The following is a 17,690-nucleotide window of genomic DNA, read 5'->3' on the forward strand; positions in this document are numbered from 1 at the left end:
AACTAAGTTAATCAATTTTTAATAAATGTTTTGGTATTGGAAACTTAGCAGATTCCATTTGGCATGTCCAACTTGCAATCCACCATCTATTTTCTGAATAAATAAGTTGTATACTATTCACTCCTTTGAAATCTGAAGGTGTATCCTTTTCTGTTCTAATTTCAAATGCGCTCCAAACCTGAGCCATGTTTCCGTAAGTTTCTACTGTTCTACCCAATTCATTTTCGTACATATCTACCTTACCAGTTAAAGCAAACGGAATATATTCCGCTTCTAACGGGTGTTTGTCTACATTACCATCCTCATTAATTCGTGTAATTTGCACATCAGGCACATGTAAAAATTCATCTCTTTCAAATTGATATGAATCTTCTTTTGCTCCAGAGATGACGTCATAATATGCAGTAATTATTGCATCTATGGATTCAACATCTTTTTGATAAGGACTTTCTGTGTTTTGAGCAAAAGTAGTTATAGATAAAAAACAGAATAACAATAGGAAATTTTTCATAGAAATTGATTTGAAATTTAGTTGGTTCCATACAAATATACTTTTATTACCAATAAAAAAGCCCCCAATTTCTTGAGGGCTTTTAACTAATCAACATCTGGGTATACTAGGTTACTCATATTTTAATGCATTTACTGGATCTGAATTTGCTGCAATGTAGGCTTGTGAACTTACTGTTATTAAAGCAATAATCATACTTAATAATGTAGCAAATACATATGGTAAAATTGGCATCTCTATTTGATAAGAGAAATTATTTAGCCAATTTTTTGCTAGTAAATAAATAATGGGCCAAGACAAAACATTGGCAATTAAAACCAGTTTTAAAAAGTCTTTGGTTAGCATATTCATGATTCCGCCAACTGAAGAGCCTAGCACCTTTCTAATACCTATTTCTTTTGTACGTTGTTCTGCGGTAAAAGAAGATAGTCCATAAAGTCCCATAGAGGAAATAATAATGGCCAAGATGGTTAAGAATAAAAACATGGTACCAAAATTTTCTTGTTGTTTTAAAAGAGCCCCAAATTTTTCATCTAAAAATTGGTATGTAAAAGGATGCGATGGCTCTAGTTTATTCCACTCTTTTTCTAAATAACTTATGGTAGACTGCATTTCGGAACTAGAAATTTTAAAGGCCGCATGCCAAACATTGTTCTCTACCCTCATTAGCATTGGTTTAATTGGCTGGTTGAATCCTTGTAAATGAAAGTCCTTAACAACACCAATTACATTTCCATATTTAAGATCACCTTGTGAATTTATAAATTCACCAATTCTTTTATTGAGGGGGTCTTCTATGTTATACGTTTTAACTGCCGTTTCATTTAGAATAAAATAAGAGATAGAATCTGATTCTTTTTCCCGGTCAAACAAACGACCTTGAATTAACTCGATATCCAACGTTTTAAAAAAGTCATAATCTACTTGTGTAAATAAGAATGAAAATTGCTCTTGCGAGCCTTCCATTAAAAAGACACTATTATTAACACCGTCACTAGGAAAACCAGACGCTCTAGTAACAGATAACACGTTGCTGTTTTTTAAGAAAATACTTTTATGATTTCTAAAATCGGCTGTCATTTTATCCGTTTGTAACGGAACTACAATTACTTGCTCACCAGTAAATCCAATATCCTTGTTTTGCAGAAATGAGATTTGATTGAAGATAATGATCATTCCAACAATTAAAATAGCCGAAGCTGTAAATTGAAATATAACCAATCCTTTACGCAATAAAGCTCCACCTTTGGTTTTAGTAAAATCTCCTTTTAGAACCGACACGGGTTGAAAAGAGGATAGGAAAAAGGCAGGGTAACTACCTGCGAACAATCCATATATTAGCGTGATAACTAAAGAGAAAATTAGGGTTTGGTCTAAATGTTCGTTGAACAAATTAATCTCTGTTTCCATTGTGTTATTAAAACCAGGGATAAACAACTCTACCAATATCAAGGCTATAAACAACGCTAATAAACTCTGGATTATAGACTCTGTTAAAAATTGACCAATTAACATTTTTCTTGAGGCACCAGAAACTTTTCTTACTCCTACTTCTTTGGCTCTTTTTCCAGATCGGGCAGTCGATAAATTCATAAAATTAATACCAGCGATTAAAATCACTAGCAATGCAATACCTATGAATACATAAATGTACATGATGTTTCCATTTTGGCTGATTTCATGTCCTTTGTGAGAATAAAGGTGAATGTCTTTTACTGGCTGAATTCTATACTCATATGAATTATCTTGAGCAATAAATTCATCGATTGTAATTTTCAGGAAATGCTCAATTTCAGGTTTAATTTTACCCATGAATTTTTCATTCATTACGGCTTCAAATTCTTGTGGATTAACCCCAGTTCGCAATTTAAAGTATGTGTGATAACTGTTGTTAGATACCCATGAATTTTGAACATTGTTACTTGCAATAAACATGTTAAAATCAAGGTGAGTATGGCCAATGGGTGCTTTAACAATACCTTTCACAATTAAATCTCGTCTGTCATCATATCTAATGATTTTGTCCATGGCATTGGTATCTCCAAACAGTTTCAAGGCGGTTTCCTCGTTTAGTACAATTGCATTAGGTTCGTTTAGAGCATCTTTGGGATTTCCATGTAAAAATGAATAGTTGAAAACAGTAAAAAACAAACTGTCTGCAAGAACTTCATCTTTAATATAAATTTTTGTTTCATTATGACTCACCATAATTTCCTGAGACCTAGATCGTATTCTTGTAGCTGTTTCTACTTCGGTAAATTCATTTCGTAATGTTTGGGCCATTGGACTTGGCGATGTAGCTTCGTCCATATGTTGCCCCATTACATTTGCAAGAATATTTGTTCTATAAAGACGATCGTGCCCATCCCAGTGCTTATCGTAACTAGTCTCATCTTTTATAAATAAAAAAACGAGAATTGTTATGGTTAGACCCAGTGCTAGACCAAGAATGTTTATAAAGGCATAAACCCTATTTTTGTTAAGCGTTCTGAACGCAACTTTTATATAGTTTCTTAACATGATTTTAGTTTTGGGTTACACGGCTTTTTGATTCAATGAGGTTTTCTTTTCAGAAATTACTTGGCCATCTAACAAGTTGATAATTCTTCCTGAATAACTAGCATCATGAGAAGAATGTGTTACCATTACAATGGTTGTCCCTTCCTCATGCAATTCGCACAACAGTTCCATTACTTCGTTACCGTGTGAACTATCTAAGTTCCCGGTTGGCTCATCGGCAAGTACTAATGGAGGTCTAGTAATTAAGGCTCTAGCTACAGCAACTCGTTGTTGTTGCCCACCGGATAATTGTTGTGGAAAATGTGAACTTCTGTGTGAAATTCCCATTTTTTCGATGATTTCATTTACACGTTTTTTCCGTTCAGATTTTGAAACCTTATTATAAATTAATGGGAGTTCTATGTTTTCAAAAACGGTTAATTCATCAATTAAATTAAAGTTTTGAAATACAAATCCAATATTAGCTTTGCGCACATTAGAGCGCTGTTTCTCATTAAAATGCCCAACTTCTTTACCTAAAAATTGATATGAGCCACTTTCTGGTTTGTCTAGCAGGCCTAAGACATTTAAAAGAGTTGATTTTCCACAACCTGAAGGCCCCATAATAGATACGAATTCTCCTTTGTCAATTTCGAACGAAACCTGATTTAAAGCGGTTGATTCGATTTCGTCTGTTCTGTAAACTTTCGTTAATTTGTTTAATGTAATCATGTTTTTATTGTTTAGTTAATCCTAATTGTTTCGTAATTTTTAAATGCATCGTACGACGAGGTTACTATTTCTTCCCCAGGGTTTAAGCCCTCTAAAACCTGGTAGTAACTCGGGTTTTGACTACCCAATTTTATAATTCTTTTATGCGCTCGTCCTTCTCCGTCTAGAACATATACAAATTGCCCGCCAGAAGATTGAAAGAAGTTTCCTCTCGGAATTAAAACAGATTTCTGCGCTTTGGAGAGTTCAAGTCTAACCTGAATGTTTTGCCCAATAGTAATGGCCTTTGGAACCTCATTCACAAAGACCAATTCTATCTCAAAGTTTCGGTTAATAACCTCTGGTAATACTTTCTTAACTTTTAATTCTAGCGTTTCCCCGTTAAAACTGAATCGTGCTAATTGACCCGGTTTAACAGAACTTAAATAATATTCGTTAACCTGACCCTTTATTTTAAATCCGCTTTGAACATCAATTTTCGCTACTGTTTGGTTGCGGTCATAACTTTCGCCAATAACAGGGTCAAAAGAAGATAGCATACCATCTACAGGTGCTTTTACCAACATTTTTTCAATGTTTTGATGAATCATATTCAAGTTGCGCTGCATCATGTTTATTGATTTGTTGATCTGTTCAATTTGAATTTTGTTGTCTGCAGAACTCTTTTTTACGTTTCTATCCATAAAATCGCGTTTGTTCTCTAAATATTTATAAGATTCTTGGCGATCTATAAAATCATTTTTGGCAATGATATCTTTAGCATATAATACGGAGTCTACTTTGTAATCACGTTCTACTTCAGCCAAACTATTTTCACTGTCAATAAGCGATTCGGCTAAATTTCGCTGGTCCTTTTCTAACGTGAGTTTTAAATTTCTAAGGTTGTTGATTTGTTCGACTATGGCAGTTTCTTGATTCATATAATTCAAGGTTACTGCAGGGTTTGAAAGCCGTACTAAAGGAGTCCCTTTCTTTACATAGATGCCGTCTTCGATAAATATTTCTTCAACAGATCCACCTTCTAATGTGTTTACGAGTACCAAATTAACAGATTCAATGTCCCCATTAATTAGGATTACATCCTGAAAGTCATCTTCAATTACTTTCTTAATTTGAATTTTAGAGGCATCTAAATTGTATTCTTTTTTATTGAATGATTTAAACCCAAAAAAGGCAATCACAACAAAAACAACGACTCCAATAATGCTATACACTTTTTTAGGTGTCCATTGTTTTTTTTCAATTTTTCGATCCATTCCCATTTGTTTCATGTGCTATTTTGTTGGTTGATTTTACTAGTTTTTATAAAATGATGAGTTGTAACAATGTGCTAATGGTCTTAATTAATACGAGTGTAAGTGATATCATAATTTTGTTTTCTTAGTTGCCAATCATTATTCAAGTGGTGTGCCATAAAAAGTAAAACACATAAATCACTGATAATCAAGAGATAAAATTTTGACACAAAAATTAGAACTGTTCATTTTCGAACAGTTTGTTGTCCGTTTTCGAACAATTTGTATTTTCGTGTTTCATTTTAAGAAGTATCAATGGCCAAAATAAATGCTACAATTCTCATTATTGATGATGATGAAGATGTATTGCTATCAGCAAAACTGCTGTTGAAAAAGCAATATTCAAAAGTGATAACGAGAAGCGACCCAAAAGAAATTAATCAATTGATTAGTTCTGAGCAATTGGATGTAATTGTTTTGGATATGAATTATCGCATTGGATTTAATGATGGTAAGGAAGGGATGTATTGGTTAAAGCATATTAGAAGTATCAATTCTAATATAGTTGTTATTTTAATGACAGCATATGGAGAAGTGGAATTGGCAGTGAATAGTATTAAGGAGGGTGCTTTTGATTTTATTCTAAAACCTTGGACCAACGAAAAGTTTTTGGCGACTATTAATGCTGGGTTAGAATTGAGTCGTAAAAATCAAAAAATTGATTTATTAAAATCTACCAACGAAGTTTTAAGCGATAACATAGCACGAAAATTTGGACCAATGATTGGAAAGTCAAGTGCTATGCAAAACGTATTAAATACAATTGGTAAAGTAGCACCGACGGATGCAAGTATTCTTGTATTAGGAGAGAATGGAACTGGGAAGCAGCATTTAGCAAGAGAAATTCATCGACTTTCTAATTTTAATAAAGGGCCTTTTATACATGTAGATATGGGTGCTTTGTCGGAGAATTTGTTTGAAAGCGAATTGTTTGGTCATAAAAAAGGAGCGTTTACAGATGCACATGAAGACAAACCAGGACGCTTTGAAATGGCTGAAGGAGGGACCTTATTTTTAGATGAGATAGGAAACCTTCCGCTGAATTTACAATCGAAATTGTTAACGGTAATTCAAGATAGGAAAGTATCACGATTAGGAGAAGGAACGGAAAGAAATTTTAACGCTCGGTTGCTTTTTGCTACTAATGCACCGCTAAACGAGTGGGTTGCAGAGGGTAAATTTAGGCAAGATTTATTGTTTAGAATTAATACTGTAGAGATTGAAATTCCGCCTTTACGAGATAGAGTAGAAGATGTGGAGGATTTTGTGTTGCACTATTTTAATGAATTCAAAAATAAATACAACAAGAAAGAATTGATTATTTCAAGCGAGATTGTGGATATGCTTAAAGAACATCATTGGCCAGGTAATGTTCGTGAAGTTCAACATACCATAGAGAGAGGAGTGATTTTAAGTGATGGGAAAGAATTGAAGCGTGAAAATTTTAATTTAACGACTGTTAAAGTGGGTGCAACAAATTCGTCGTCGGTCGCAGAATTTGATAATTTAAATCTGAATGAAATTGAGAAGTTATTGGTGCAAAAAGCCATGGACAAACATCAAGGAAATATTTCGAAGGCAGCGAAAGAATTAGGTTTAACACGTGCTGCGTTATACAGACGTTTAGAAAAATACAATTTGTAATTATGATTAAAAGATTTACCATTCAAATTGCAATTCGGATTCTGTTTATTTTAATGTTTTGTTTCGCTTTTGTTGTTTTAATTCAACAGAATTTAATTTTTGCTACCATTGGTGTGGGCATTGTAATTTTGGTGCAAGTATTTTTAATGATTCGGTATGTAGATAACACCAATTATTCCTTATCAAAATTTTTAGATGCTTTAAAAACAGAGGACTATTCCGTTTATTTTTCTCCTTCTAAAAAGGGTGATTCTTTTCAAAAAGTATTTGACGATTTTAACTTGATCATCAAAATATTTAAACGCAATAAAATTGAAAAGGAAGCACAATATAATTACTTCAAATACATATTAGAACATGTTAATCTAGGTATCATTTCCATTAAAAAAGATGATTTGTTTGAAGCGCATTCTGAAACTGAGATATTGTTTTTAAATAAAGCGGCTTGTGATATATTACATCAGCCCAAACATAAATATTGGCATAGGTTTGCCAGTCATGTGCCTTGGTTGGTAAAAGAGATAAAACAAATGGCAAATGGCGGTAAGGTCCTTGTAGATTTTGGTGACGAAACCGAACGTAAACAGTTATCGCTAGAAGTAATCGAATTTCAGTTATTAAACACACCTTATTTAATTATTACGTTTCAAGATATTCGGTCGGAAATTGAACAAAAGGAAATCGAGGCATGGCATAATGTAATTAGAGTATTGGCACATGAGATGTTAAATTCGTTTACACCCGTAAGTTCATTGGCTTCTACTATTAAAGATATGACTGATGAAAAAAATTTAGATACAGAAGATATTCAGGATATACATTTAGCAGCGAAAACCATTAAAAAGCGATCAGATGGCTTACTGGATTTTGTTAAGGACTATAGAACAATTTCTAATGTGCCAGTACCCGTTCTTAACAAATTGAAAATAAAACCTTTTTTGCAAGAGATTCAACTATTGATGCAGACGAATGCTGACGAAGCTAATGTAAAATTGGAAATGTTGCCAGTTCCTGGAAACGCAACCGTTCAAGCAGATAGAAAATTGATAGAACAAGTGTTAATCAATTTGATAAATAACAGTATTCATGCATTAGAAGGAGTTGATAATGCTACCATAAAATTGAGTTGTAGTGTTGAGGTAGATAAAACTGTCATTATGGTTTGGGACAATGGTAAAGGTATTGATGACGAGATATTGAGTCAAATCTTTATTCCGTTTTACACCACTAAAAAGAATGGATCAGGTATTGGATTGAGTTTGTCAAAAAACATTCTTAAAAAACACGGAGGCAACCTGTTGGTTACCTCCGAGAATAATAAATTTACTAATTTTAGTTTGGTATTTAGGAGTTAAAAGCAATCCTTTGCAGGGTAAGTTTCTCTTGGTTTATCTCTTCTAAAGAATTGAACTCTCATGATGTTAATTTCACCTCTTTTTTTGTAACTACTCGCAATATGGATAACATTTTCACCTTCTTTAACAAAGTCATTGGTGCAGTCCGTGTATTTTTGATACTCTTTTCCTTTAACGGTATAGCACAATAATACAGCATAAACTCCGTCTAATTTTGTCGTTTCAGTTGCGTAGCCGTCGAATTGGTTCGGTGTAATGGTTAAAACCCAGTTGTCATATTCATTTTGATGTAATTCGCTTTTTACACCTATAATGTTTTGGGAATTTGCTTGAAAGGCAAAAAATAAAATAGTTAGGAACGAGAATAGTTTGATAAGTTTCATAAAGTTTGTTGGTTAATTGTGAGGTCGAAAAGTAGGTCAAAAAATATAGTTGTGAAATACTCAATTTGAGTATTTTAAAAGCATTACGTTTTAATATATTCCAAATCCAATAGTTCTATTAAATGACTTATTCGTGCGTCTAATTCTTGATATAAACCATTGGTAGATTTTCTGTCGCCTTGTAGTAATCCAATCCTATTTTTAAACTCCGTAATGGATTTAGGCTCGATAGCATATGGTATTAGGTAGTAGTAATCATCACCAAACTGTAAGTTGTCTTTTTTTAATTCAAAATGAGTGGCCATCATATTGTTGATTTCATTATTTCTTGCTGTTACTTCGTTTTCCCAAAAAGTAATTCTAGGGAGCCTTCTGTCATAAATATCTAAAATTAAGTTTCGGATTGAATCATTTTTAACTATTTCAATTCCCAACGATTTAAGGTTTTCAAAGGCAATGGTTCTAGGGTACAATTTTACATTTCCCATTGCAATCATAAATTTAGAACTATAAAAGGCCTTATTGTAGTTGCTTTGGGTAATGGTGTCTAAATAGGTCAGTAAGTTTTCTGTTAAATTGTAAACAGAATCCCCATAAAAAAGATCAAGACCTAATTCTTCTTGAGTGATTGCTAGGTCGGTTTTTAATTTTAAAAGCAATTTATGTTCTTGATTTTTTAAAAGCCTATTTTGATTCCAATTGTTTATTTGGAGTGCAATTAAAATTCCTACAACAACCAAAAAGATTTCTCCAACGGCATATTTTAAATATTGGTTGGTCTTGTTTTCTGAAAGTAATTTTTTTCGAATACTTCTAAACAGTTTTAACATGGAAAAGAATAAGTGGTTAGAACCCTAAAAATATCTATAATATGTTAAAAATCAAAAAACAGGGGTTTATCAAATTTGACAAACCCCTATTTTTAATAATCTAATTAAATATTTATTCAATTTTCTTGGCCAAATGATCTCCACCTTGGTGCAGTGTTAAACTAACTACCGCTCCAGTTTCATCTTTGTTAAAAGTAAGTTGTGCGTTTACAATTTTACTATAAAACTTCACTTCTGTAGAAGGGTATATGTCACTAACGCCTTGCCCAGTTGCTTGAATGTGTAATTGGTGTTTAGTTCTAGAAATAGTCATAAAAAAGTTCGGCATTAATTCGTATTTACCTGTATACGATTCAAGGATGTCTTCTGAAACGATTATTTCTTTCTCAAATTTTGAAACATCGGCACCTAATTTTTTTAGCGCTTCAATACCTCCTCTGTTGTCTGAATTTAATTCTAAAGACTTCGTGTAATTGGCAATAGATTCTTCCTTTTTATTTGCATTTAAATACGCTTCTCCAAGACTGTCATATGTATTAGAAGATTCAGGAAATAAACTAACGTTTAATTTGAATACTGCGATAGCCGCATCAATTTCTTTAGCGGTTAAAAGTTCGTACCCAAAACGATTAATGTCACCTTCATCAATTCTTACATGATCTGATTTTGTGAAGTTGCTTAATTCAGCAATGGTTTTTTCTATTCCGTTCTTCTCAAATTGTTCTTTTATTTCAGAAACCAACGATTTTTTAGGCATATCATATGACTTACCATAAAGTATAGCCATAATATTGGTGCTCATTTCGTTTAAGTTTGTGCCTCCGGTATTGTTTAAAAGCACCACAAGATTATGTTGGTCTTCGTCGCGCATTATAATGGTGTTGAACCCATGGATTCCACCTCCATGACCAGATGCTGTAAATCTATCTTCCGTATTTCCAATAGGTGATTTCCCAACCATAAAACCATAAGCATACGAATTATTTGTTCCTAATTCAATGGCTGGTTTGAATAGCAATTTGGTGTTTTCTTCTGATAAAATAGTATGGTTGTACAAGGCTTGATCCCATTTATACAAGTCTTCAACAGTAGCGTACATAGAACCTGCTGCATATGGTAAACTCATATCTAAATAAGGCGCATTTACGAATCCGTTATGATTTTGACCATATCCTGATGCTCTGTTTTTAAGTACCGTCGAACTTAAGTCATATCCAGATTCATTCATGTCTAACGGCGTTAAAATTCTTTTTTGAAGGTTTTCTGCATAAGATTCTCTAGTAATTTCTTCAATTAAAACACCTAGTAAAAAATAGGCAGAGTTGCTATAATTGTACTTAGATCCTGGTTCAAAATCTAGTGGTTTGTCTTGAAATATTTTAATAAACTCTTTCGGTGTCTTTGGGTCGCGACCTTGTTCTTCGAAATAATTTGGGAAAGCAGTATAATTCGGAATTCCGGATGTATGCGATAATAAATGATGTGTGGTAATAATATCACCAGTTTTTGCTGGATAGTAAGGTAAATACGTGGTAATCGGCTTTTGTAAGTCTAATTTACCTTCTTGTTTCAATTGCAAAATTAACATTGCAGTAAATTGTTTGGTGATAGATCCTAAACGATGTTTTGTATTGGCTTTATTAGGGATATCCCATTCCTTGTTTGCTTCTCCAAAGCCACCTTTGAATAATACTTGGTCTTTTTCAGCAACTAGTATAGAACCGTTAAATTGGCCGTAATCATAGTAGGTTTGCATCAATTTTTCAATTTTGTCAACTTTAGATTGACCAATGACTGCTATAGAGACAAAAAGAAAAGTAAGTAATAGTGGAAGTGTTCGTTTTTTCATGTTTATAAATTTGTGTTAAAGCAATATGACGATAAAGTAGATTAAAGGTTACAGTTATAAAATTATAAAAAAAGGCCACTCATTTTTGAGCGACCTTTTCATGTTTGGTTAATTGATTGTTTAAGGTTAACCTGTGGAGATTTTTAATTTGGTTTAAGCTGGAACTAATTCTTCTAAACCTTGCATAATGGCATTGTAAAAACCTTCTAATAATTCTACCATAGCGGCCTCAGGAACACCTTCGTTTACGATGAATTGAGAACTCCATGATACTTCACAAGTTGTTTCACTAACTTCTTTTACTAAAACATCGCTAACATAATCTGTAAAGGGGAATGGTCCAGAAGTAATAATGTATTGTAAGTGCATTTTCTCGTTGTTTAAACCTGTTAATTCTTCTTTGATTTCTGCATCATCTGGCATGAAACAACTTCTTAGGGCGCCAACACCTTCGCCGGTTTTTACAGACCTTGCTACAGGTGAAAATTTTTCAATTCCTTCGAAACTAGAAATAGTTTCCCATGCATCCTTTGCTGTTACTTTGATTGTCTTTGTTACGTTTACTGCTGTCATATCTTTTGATTTAAATTGTTATAAATGTGTCATTTCGAGTGATTTTTCTTTGCATAGCAGGAAAAATTGTATCGAGAATTCGTAAAACCTTGTTCTCGATACTTTTTATACTAAAAAACTCGAACTGACGGTTTGTTTAATTATTGATACAACAAAGATATTTGAGGAGTTGAGTTTATAAAAAAATAGCGTTCAGAAATGGAGAATTGGTTTCTTCGAAAATTCGAAGAATATAGTTGACATACTTTTTGTAACTTTTTATTAAGAAAAAGTTGATTCTAAAAGATCTCAATCAAAGTGTTAAAGTGAGAGGTTTAAACAAGTAACGCAATTTGCTCATCTACATAGGTGCGGAGTTCCTCTCTACTTTTTACTTTGTAGAGAATACTTAGGCTAAATAATACACCAACCATACATTCGGTATATTCATCAATTCGTTCTGGATATTTGATCTCTCCTTTTTTTATGGCTGTTTCTAAAACTGTACGATGCGTTTTACGCATATTTCCAAAATAGCGTTCGTACAATTCCGTAATCTGCTCTTTTTCATTTCGTAACTCTACAACGGTATTTACCATAAAACAACTCTTCGGAAATGATTTTTCTAGCAATCCGTCTACAATCATATAGAAGAAATCTCTAAAGGCTTCAATTCCTTTATCAGAGTTTCTTACTTGTTCTAAGATAGGGTCAGATAGATCAACTACATAACCTTTTAAAGAGTCCATAAACAACATGTCTCTTGTGTACTTATTGTAAATAGTACTTTTACTTACTTCCAAATGTTCTGCTAATTCTTCTGGTGAAACGGATTTATAGCCTTTAACCCAAAATAGTTTTTGAGCTTTTTCTACTAATTCTGGATATGAGTGATTAAGCGTGCGTGGCATGGTGCGTAGAATTTTTTAGCAACATAGATATGCCGCTGTTAACTAAAGATTTTCTTTCTTCAAAAGAATGGATAACACAAAATGTGGTTAAAGAACAAAACAATCCTGTCAGATGTTTTGCTAAATATTCAATGTTCTTATTATACTCTGAGTAGTTGCTGATAAAAGTTTTAAATTGATGTTCAAGTTCGTTTAAGTAACGGTCCAATTTATTTTTAACATCAATATTATTGTCTGCTAACTCTGTTGCAATTCTTATAATGTAACAACCTGATGGATGGGTTTTTTCATCGATCATAAAACTCATATAGAACTTCGTAAGTACCTCCCTAAGGTCTCCTTTTGATTTTAAAATTTTAAACTTTTCTTGACTATAGCGTTGTTGATATAAATCAATAGATGCTAATAGTACTCCTTCTTTATTGTCCCATTCTTCGTATAAAGAAAAACGGTTTACGCCAGTTTCTCTTACGATATCCTTAACCGAGCAGCCTCCAAAACTTGTGTTCCAAAACAAATTGATGCAGGTCTCTAAAACTTTGTTAGAATTGAATTCTTTGTAGCGCATTAGTTGTTTCTTTTTTCGAAATCTTCTTTGTCTTTTTTATCAATTCTTCGAATAATCAAATAGAGTAGTGCTAGTCCACATCCAATAAAAAAGAGAATGTACAATAACACTACTATATTCGATATAAAATCCATTACTTCAATTTAACGGCGGTTCCATACGCTAAAATTTCTGAGCATCCTTGCATAACCATAGAAGTGGTTAGTCTAACATTAACAATAGCGTCAGCACCTAAGCGCTGTGCATCCATCATCATACGTTGCATGGCCTGCTCTCTACTTTCAGCTTGTAATTTTGTGTACTCTTCAATTTCGCCTCCAACAATGTTTTTAAGGCCAGCGAAAATATCTCTACCAATATTTCGTGCTCTTACAGTGCTGCCTCGAGCAATACCTAAAATTTCAGTTATTTCTTTATTTGGAACCGTTTCTGTATTCGATACAATCATTATGTTATTTTAAATTTCTCCTGCTTGAATTTTTTCTGCAACCGCTTGCACATCGTCTAAAACTCTAAGTAAGTTACCACTCCATAATTGTGCAATTTGTTCTTCAGTATAGCCTCTTTTTACCAACTCAATAGTTACATTTAAAGTTTCAGAAGCATCATTCCAGCCATCTACACCGCCACCACCGTCAAAATCAGAACTGATTCCAACATGGTCTAAACCAATTTTTCCAACTAAATAATCAATATGATCCACAAAATCTGCTACGTTTACATTTCCAGGAATGTTAGGCATTGATTCCGCTTTCTTGTCAGCAATAGTATTCACAGTTTTACGGTTCGCTCTAAAGTCTGCTTTTTCTTCATCTGTTAGTTTTGCATAATCATCCCAAGATGTAATCCATGTTACGCCTAATGAATCTGCTACTTTTGTTTGAACACCTTTCAATGCTTCGTTTCTAGCATTTTGTTTTTCTTGGTTTACATAGGTTTTAAAAGCAACTGTTTGTATTACGCCTCCGTTTTCTTTCATCCAGCCTAATTGCTCGTCATCTAAATTTCTACTGTGATCACAAAGTGCTCTTGCAGATGAGTGTGATGCAATAATAGGCGCTTTAGAATATTTAATCATATCTCTAATTGCTTCTTTGGATGGATGAGAAACGTCAATCATCATTCCGTATTTATTCATTTCAGCAATGACTTGTTTTCCAAGATCACTAACACCATTATGAAGCCATACATCGTCTTTCTCACCTGTGTTCGAATCGCATAATTGACTGTGTCCATTATGAGATAAGGACATATATCTTGCTCCTAAATCATAAAATTGCTTCACTCTTGAAATATCCGTTCCAATTGGATATCCATTTTCAATTCCGATCATGGCAATTTTTTTACCACTTTCGTTAATTCTTCTAACATCATCAGATGTTGTTGCTAATTCAATTTGGTCCGGAGCAATTTCTTTTACCAGTCTATGAATCGCATTGAATTTTGCCATGGCATTGTCATATGCTTTTGCATACCCGGCATCGGTTAAAGAATCTTGGCCAGTGTAAACAATAAACCAAGCCACATCTAAACCACCTTTCTGCATTTTAGGAATGTTTACTTGGTTGTCTAATTCTTGTGTGTAATTTACTTCTGTGGTAAAGTTGTTTACGTTGATGTCGCAATGGGTATCTAGGGTAATTACACGTTCATGAATTCCCTTTGCTTTGGATAGTAGGTCGTCCTTTTTTGGTGCTGTTTTAGTACAAGAAACGGTTAGCGCAATAATTGCTGCTGATAATAGTGCTTTTTTCATTGGTTGTTGTTATTTGAATTGAAATTTGGTTCGTAAATATAGGATTAATTTTAAATGCTTTAGGGTTTATTTCATGGTTTTATATGGTGTGCTTACATCTTTATTTAGAATAAATATAAATAAGATGATTTAAGAGTGATATGTTTGAATATATTATCTCTAAATATGGAAATTGGTTAAATTTGCAACGCTTTTTTAAAGTAATAATAAATTCAAATTTAGAATATGTCAACAGACATCCGAATCAAGAAAGGGTTAGACATTAAATTGAAAGGCGAAGCGGAGCAGACTACAACCAATGCCGTTGCCAGTAATGTGTATACATTACTACCCGTAGATTTTCACGGAATCACACCTAAACTTGTTGCCAAAGTTGGAACCAAAGTAAAAGCAGGAGAAACTGTATTTTACAATAAAGAAAACGAAACTATGAAGTTCGTTTCTCCAGTTAGCGGTGAAGTTAAAGAGATTGTACGTGGAGAGAAGAGAAAAATTATGGCGATTAAAATTACCGCCGATAAAGAACAAACTTATTTAGAAAATCCAACAGTTGCTGTTGATTCTGCAGATGCAGATTCAATTAAAGCTGCCTTGTTGTCTTCTGGTTGTTGGCCGTTTGTAAGACAACGTCCGTATGATGTAATTGCAAATCCAGATGTGGCGCCTAAAGCCATTTTTGTTTCGGCATACGCATCCGCACCATTAGCAGCGAATTACGATTACGTATTGGCTGGTAAGGAGGCAGAATTGCAAGCAGCAGTTACAGCATTAGGAAAGTTAACTGAAGGAGCAGTACATGTTTCTGTAGGGAAATCTTCCAATTCTCCACTAGCAGGATTGAATGGAATTTCTTTGCACAAGGTTTCTGGACCACACCCATCGGGAAATGTAGGTACACAAATTGCACATATAGATCCTGTCAATAAAGGAGAAGTTGTTTGGACAGTTACGCCGCAAGATTTAGTAATTATTGGAGAATTGTTATTGACTGGTAAATTCAATGCAGAACGCGTTGTTGCTGTTGTTGGTTCAGTAGTAAAAACCCCAAAGTATTATAAAACAAAGATTGGTGCAGAGGTTTCAACTTTTGTGTATGATGCTGGAGTTGATAGCGGTAATTTCAGAATTATTTCTGGTAATGTACTAACAGGGCGTAAGGTAAATCCTGATGGATTCTTAGGTTACTACAACAATACAGTTTCATTGCTTCCTGAAGGAGATGATTACGATCTTTTCGGATGGACAAAGCCTGTATTTAATAAAGTATCGATCACACGTGCGTTGACTTTTTCTTGGTTAAATAAGAATAAAGTATACGATTTAGATACCAATACAAACGGTGAGCATAGAGCATTTGTATTAACAGGTAAATACGAAGAGGTTTTTCCTTTAGATATTTTCCCAATGCAAATTTTAAAGGCTTGTATGTATAACGATTTAGACGAAATGGAAGCCTTAGGAATGTACGAAGTTGCGCCTGAAGATTTCGCTTTGACTGAGTTTGTTTGTGTGTCTAAACAACCACATCAAGAAATTATTAGAAAAGGATTGGATTTAATGCTTAAAGAAATAGGATAATGGCTTTAAAACAAAATTTACACAATCTTAAAGAAAAATATAAAGGGACAAAAATGGCTCCGTTGTTTAACGGATTCCATACCTTTTTATATGCGCCAAACGAAACTGCCCATAGCGGTGGTCATATTCGTGGGGCAGATGATTTAAAAAGAACAATGAACACGGTTATTATGGCCTTGGTTCCTTGTTTACTTTTTGGAATGTTTAACGCAGGATACCAGCATCACCTACAAACTGGTGAGGTGTCTCAAGCAGTTGGAGGCTTTTTTAGCGGAGAATTCTGGAACATGTCAAACTTTTGGGTAGGATTTTTAAAGATCATTCCATTAGTATTGGTTTCTTATGTAATCGGTTTAGGTATCGAATTTATTTTTGCTATTAAAAACGGGCATGAAATCGAAGAAGGATACTTGGTGACTGGTATGTTAGTACCATTAATTGTTCCTGTAGATATTCCTTTATGGATGTTGGCAGTAGCAGTTATTTTTGGTGTAGTAATCGGAAAAGAAGTATTTGGTGGAACAGGAATGAATATTCTAAATCCAGCCTTATTAATTAGAGCCTTTTTATTCTTTGCATATCCAACTTGGATGAGTGGAGATAAAGTTTGGGTTACAGGTGCCGTTGAAAGAACAAATGAAATTGCTGCAGGTTCGTCTGCAGATGCTATTTCTGGTGAAACGGTATTAGGAAGTTTAGCCCAAGGTCAAGAAGTTGCATTTAGTGTTGCTGATATGTTCTACGGATTTATTCCTGGTTCGGTTGGTGAAACATCTACCTTATTAATTTTAGCAGGAGCCTTATTCTTAATCTTCTCTAAAATTGGTTCATGGAGAATCATGTTATCCGCTACTTTAGGTGCGTTGGTAATGGGCTTCATGTTTAACAAGGTAGTAGACTTTGGATGGATTACTGAATCGAGCAAGTTTTATGCATTAATGGATACTACGTTTTGGCATCACTTATTATTAGGTGGATTTGCTTTTGGTGCAGTTTACATGGCTACAGATCCTGTAACGGCTTCACAAACAACGAAAGGAAAATGGATCTATGGTTTCTTAATCGGATTTATTTCGGTTTTAATCCGTGTATTCAACCCGGCATATCCAGAAGGTGTAATGTTAGCCATCTTATTGATGAACGTATTTGCACCGACTATTGACCATTATGTGGTTCAAGGAAATGTAAAACGAAGAATGAAACGTTTAAAAGCTAAAACTGCCTAAC

At 33.8% G+C, this 17,690-nt stretch carries 16 protein-coding genes; 4 read left to right on the forward strand and 12 right to left on the reverse strand.

Annotation, left to right across the window (positions count from 1 at the left end; translation table 11 throughout):
* Positions 1-7 precede the first annotated feature (7 nt).
* From RM519_RS12525 to RM519_RS12540, 4 genes are all read right to left on the reverse strand, one after another.
* Complete coding sequence (locus RM519_RS12525) at positions 8-511, reverse strand: hypothetical protein (RefSeq protein WP_311594161.1); 504 nt, start codon at positions 509-511, stop codon at positions 8-10.
* Positions 512-622: 111 nt separating this feature from the next.
* Positions 623-3,031, reverse strand: coding sequence for an ABC transporter permease (locus RM519_RS12530; RefSeq protein ID WP_311594162.1), 2,409 nt, complete (start codon positions 3,029-3,031; stop codon positions 623-625).
* Between the two features lie 15 nt (positions 3,032-3,046).
* Positions 3,047-3,742: an ABC transporter ATP-binding protein gene (locus RM519_RS12535; protein WP_311594163.1), complete on the reverse strand. Its 696-nt coding sequence runs from the start codon at positions 3,740-3,742 to the stop codon at positions 3,047-3,049.
* Between the two features lie 11 nt (positions 3,743-3,753).
* Positions 3,754-5,013, reverse strand: a complete 1,260-nt coding sequence (locus RM519_RS12540) for an efflux RND transporter periplasmic adaptor subunit (RefSeq protein ID WP_311594164.1) — start codon at positions 5,011-5,013, stop codon at positions 3,754-3,756.
* 279 nt (positions 5,014-5,292) lie between these two features.
* Between RM519_RS12540 and RM519_RS12545 the strand changes: the two genes are divergently transcribed.
* Both RM519_RS12545 and RM519_RS12550 read left to right on the forward strand, forming a co-directional pair.
* The gene (locus tag RM519_RS12545; protein ID WP_311594165.1) at positions 5,293-6,681 is read left to right on the forward strand and encodes a sigma-54-dependent transcriptional regulator; all 1,389 of its coding nucleotides are present in this window, start codon (positions 5,293-5,295) and stop codon (positions 6,679-6,681) included.
* A gap of 2 nt (positions 6,682-6,683) precedes the next feature.
* Positions 6,684-8,036 carry a sensor histidine kinase gene (locus RM519_RS12550; protein WP_311594166.1) on the forward strand — a complete coding sequence of 451 codons (1,353 nt, stop codon included), beginning with the start codon at positions 6,684-6,686 and terminating at the stop codon, positions 8,034-8,036.
* Here RM519_RS12550 and RM519_RS12555 read toward each other — a convergent pair.
* From RM519_RS12555 to RM519_RS12590, 8 genes are all read right to left on the reverse strand, one after another.
* On the reverse strand, positions 8,033-8,419 hold the full coding sequence (locus tag RM519_RS12555; protein ID WP_311594167.1) for a hypothetical protein: 387 nt from the start codon (positions 8,417-8,419) through the stop codon (positions 8,033-8,035). The two genes, RM519_RS12550 and RM519_RS12555, sit on opposite strands and share 4 nt — an antisense overlap.
* Positions 8,420-8,502: 83 nt before the next feature.
* Positions 8,503-9,249 carry a DUF6090 family protein gene (locus tag RM519_RS12560; protein ID WP_311594168.1) on the reverse strand — a complete coding sequence of 249 codons (747 nt, stop codon included), beginning with the start codon at positions 9,247-9,249 and terminating at the stop codon, positions 8,503-8,505.
* 112 nt (positions 9,250-9,361) lie between these two features.
* The gene (locus RM519_RS12565) at positions 9,362-11,098 is read right to left on the reverse strand and encodes a serine hydrolase (RefSeq protein ID WP_311594169.1); all 1,737 of its coding nucleotides are present in this window, start codon (positions 11,096-11,098) and stop codon (positions 9,362-9,364) included.
* 153 nt (positions 11,099-11,251) lie between these two features.
* The gene (locus tag RM519_RS12570) at positions 11,252-11,671 is read right to left on the reverse strand and encodes an SRPBCC family protein (RefSeq protein WP_311594170.1); all 420 of its coding nucleotides are present in this window, start codon (positions 11,669-11,671) and stop codon (positions 11,252-11,254) included.
* A 314-nt stretch (positions 11,672-11,985) separates the two neighbouring features.
* The gene (locus RM519_RS12575; RefSeq protein ID WP_311594171.1) at positions 11,986-12,561 is read right to left on the reverse strand and encodes a TetR/AcrR family transcriptional regulator; all 576 of its coding nucleotides are present in this window, start codon (positions 12,559-12,561) and stop codon (positions 11,986-11,988) included.
* Entirely contained in the window at positions 12,545-13,129 is a 585-nt protein-coding gene (locus RM519_RS12580; RefSeq protein ID WP_311594172.1) for a TetR/AcrR family transcriptional regulator, read from the reverse strand. Before RM519_RS12580 ends, RM519_RS12575 begins: the two co-directional genes overlap by 17 nt.
* 133 nt (positions 13,130-13,262) lie before the next feature.
* Positions 13,263-13,577 carry a YbjQ family protein gene (locus RM519_RS12585; RefSeq protein ID WP_311594173.1) on the reverse strand — a complete coding sequence of 105 codons (315 nt, stop codon included), beginning with the start codon at positions 13,575-13,577 and terminating at the stop codon, positions 13,263-13,265.
* Positions 13,578-13,586: 9 nt separating this feature from the next.
* Complete coding sequence (locus RM519_RS12590; protein WP_311594174.1) at positions 13,587-14,885, reverse strand: dipeptidase; 1,299 nt, start codon at positions 14,883-14,885, stop codon at positions 13,587-13,589.
* A gap of 225 nt (positions 14,886-15,110) precedes the next feature.
* Between RM519_RS12590 and RM519_RS12595 the strand changes: the two genes are divergently transcribed.
* The gene (locus RM519_RS12595) at positions 15,111-16,463 is read left to right on the forward strand and encodes a Na(+)-translocating NADH-quinone reductase subunit A (protein ID WP_311594175.1); all 1,353 of its coding nucleotides are present in this window, start codon (positions 15,111-15,113) and stop codon (positions 16,461-16,463) included.
* The gene (locus RM519_RS12600) at positions 16,463-17,689 is read left to right on the forward strand and encodes an NADH:ubiquinone reductase (Na(+)-transporting) subunit B (protein WP_311594176.1); all 1,227 of its coding nucleotides are present in this window, start codon (positions 16,463-16,465) and stop codon (positions 17,687-17,689) included. Before RM519_RS12595 ends, RM519_RS12600 begins: the two co-directional genes overlap by 1 nt.
* Position 17,690: the final 1 nt, after the last annotated feature.

This window comes from Urechidicola vernalis (assembly GCF_031846385.1).
Lineage (GTDB): Bacteria > Bacteroidota > Bacteroidia > Flavobacteriales > Flavobacteriaceae > Urechidicola > Urechidicola vernalis.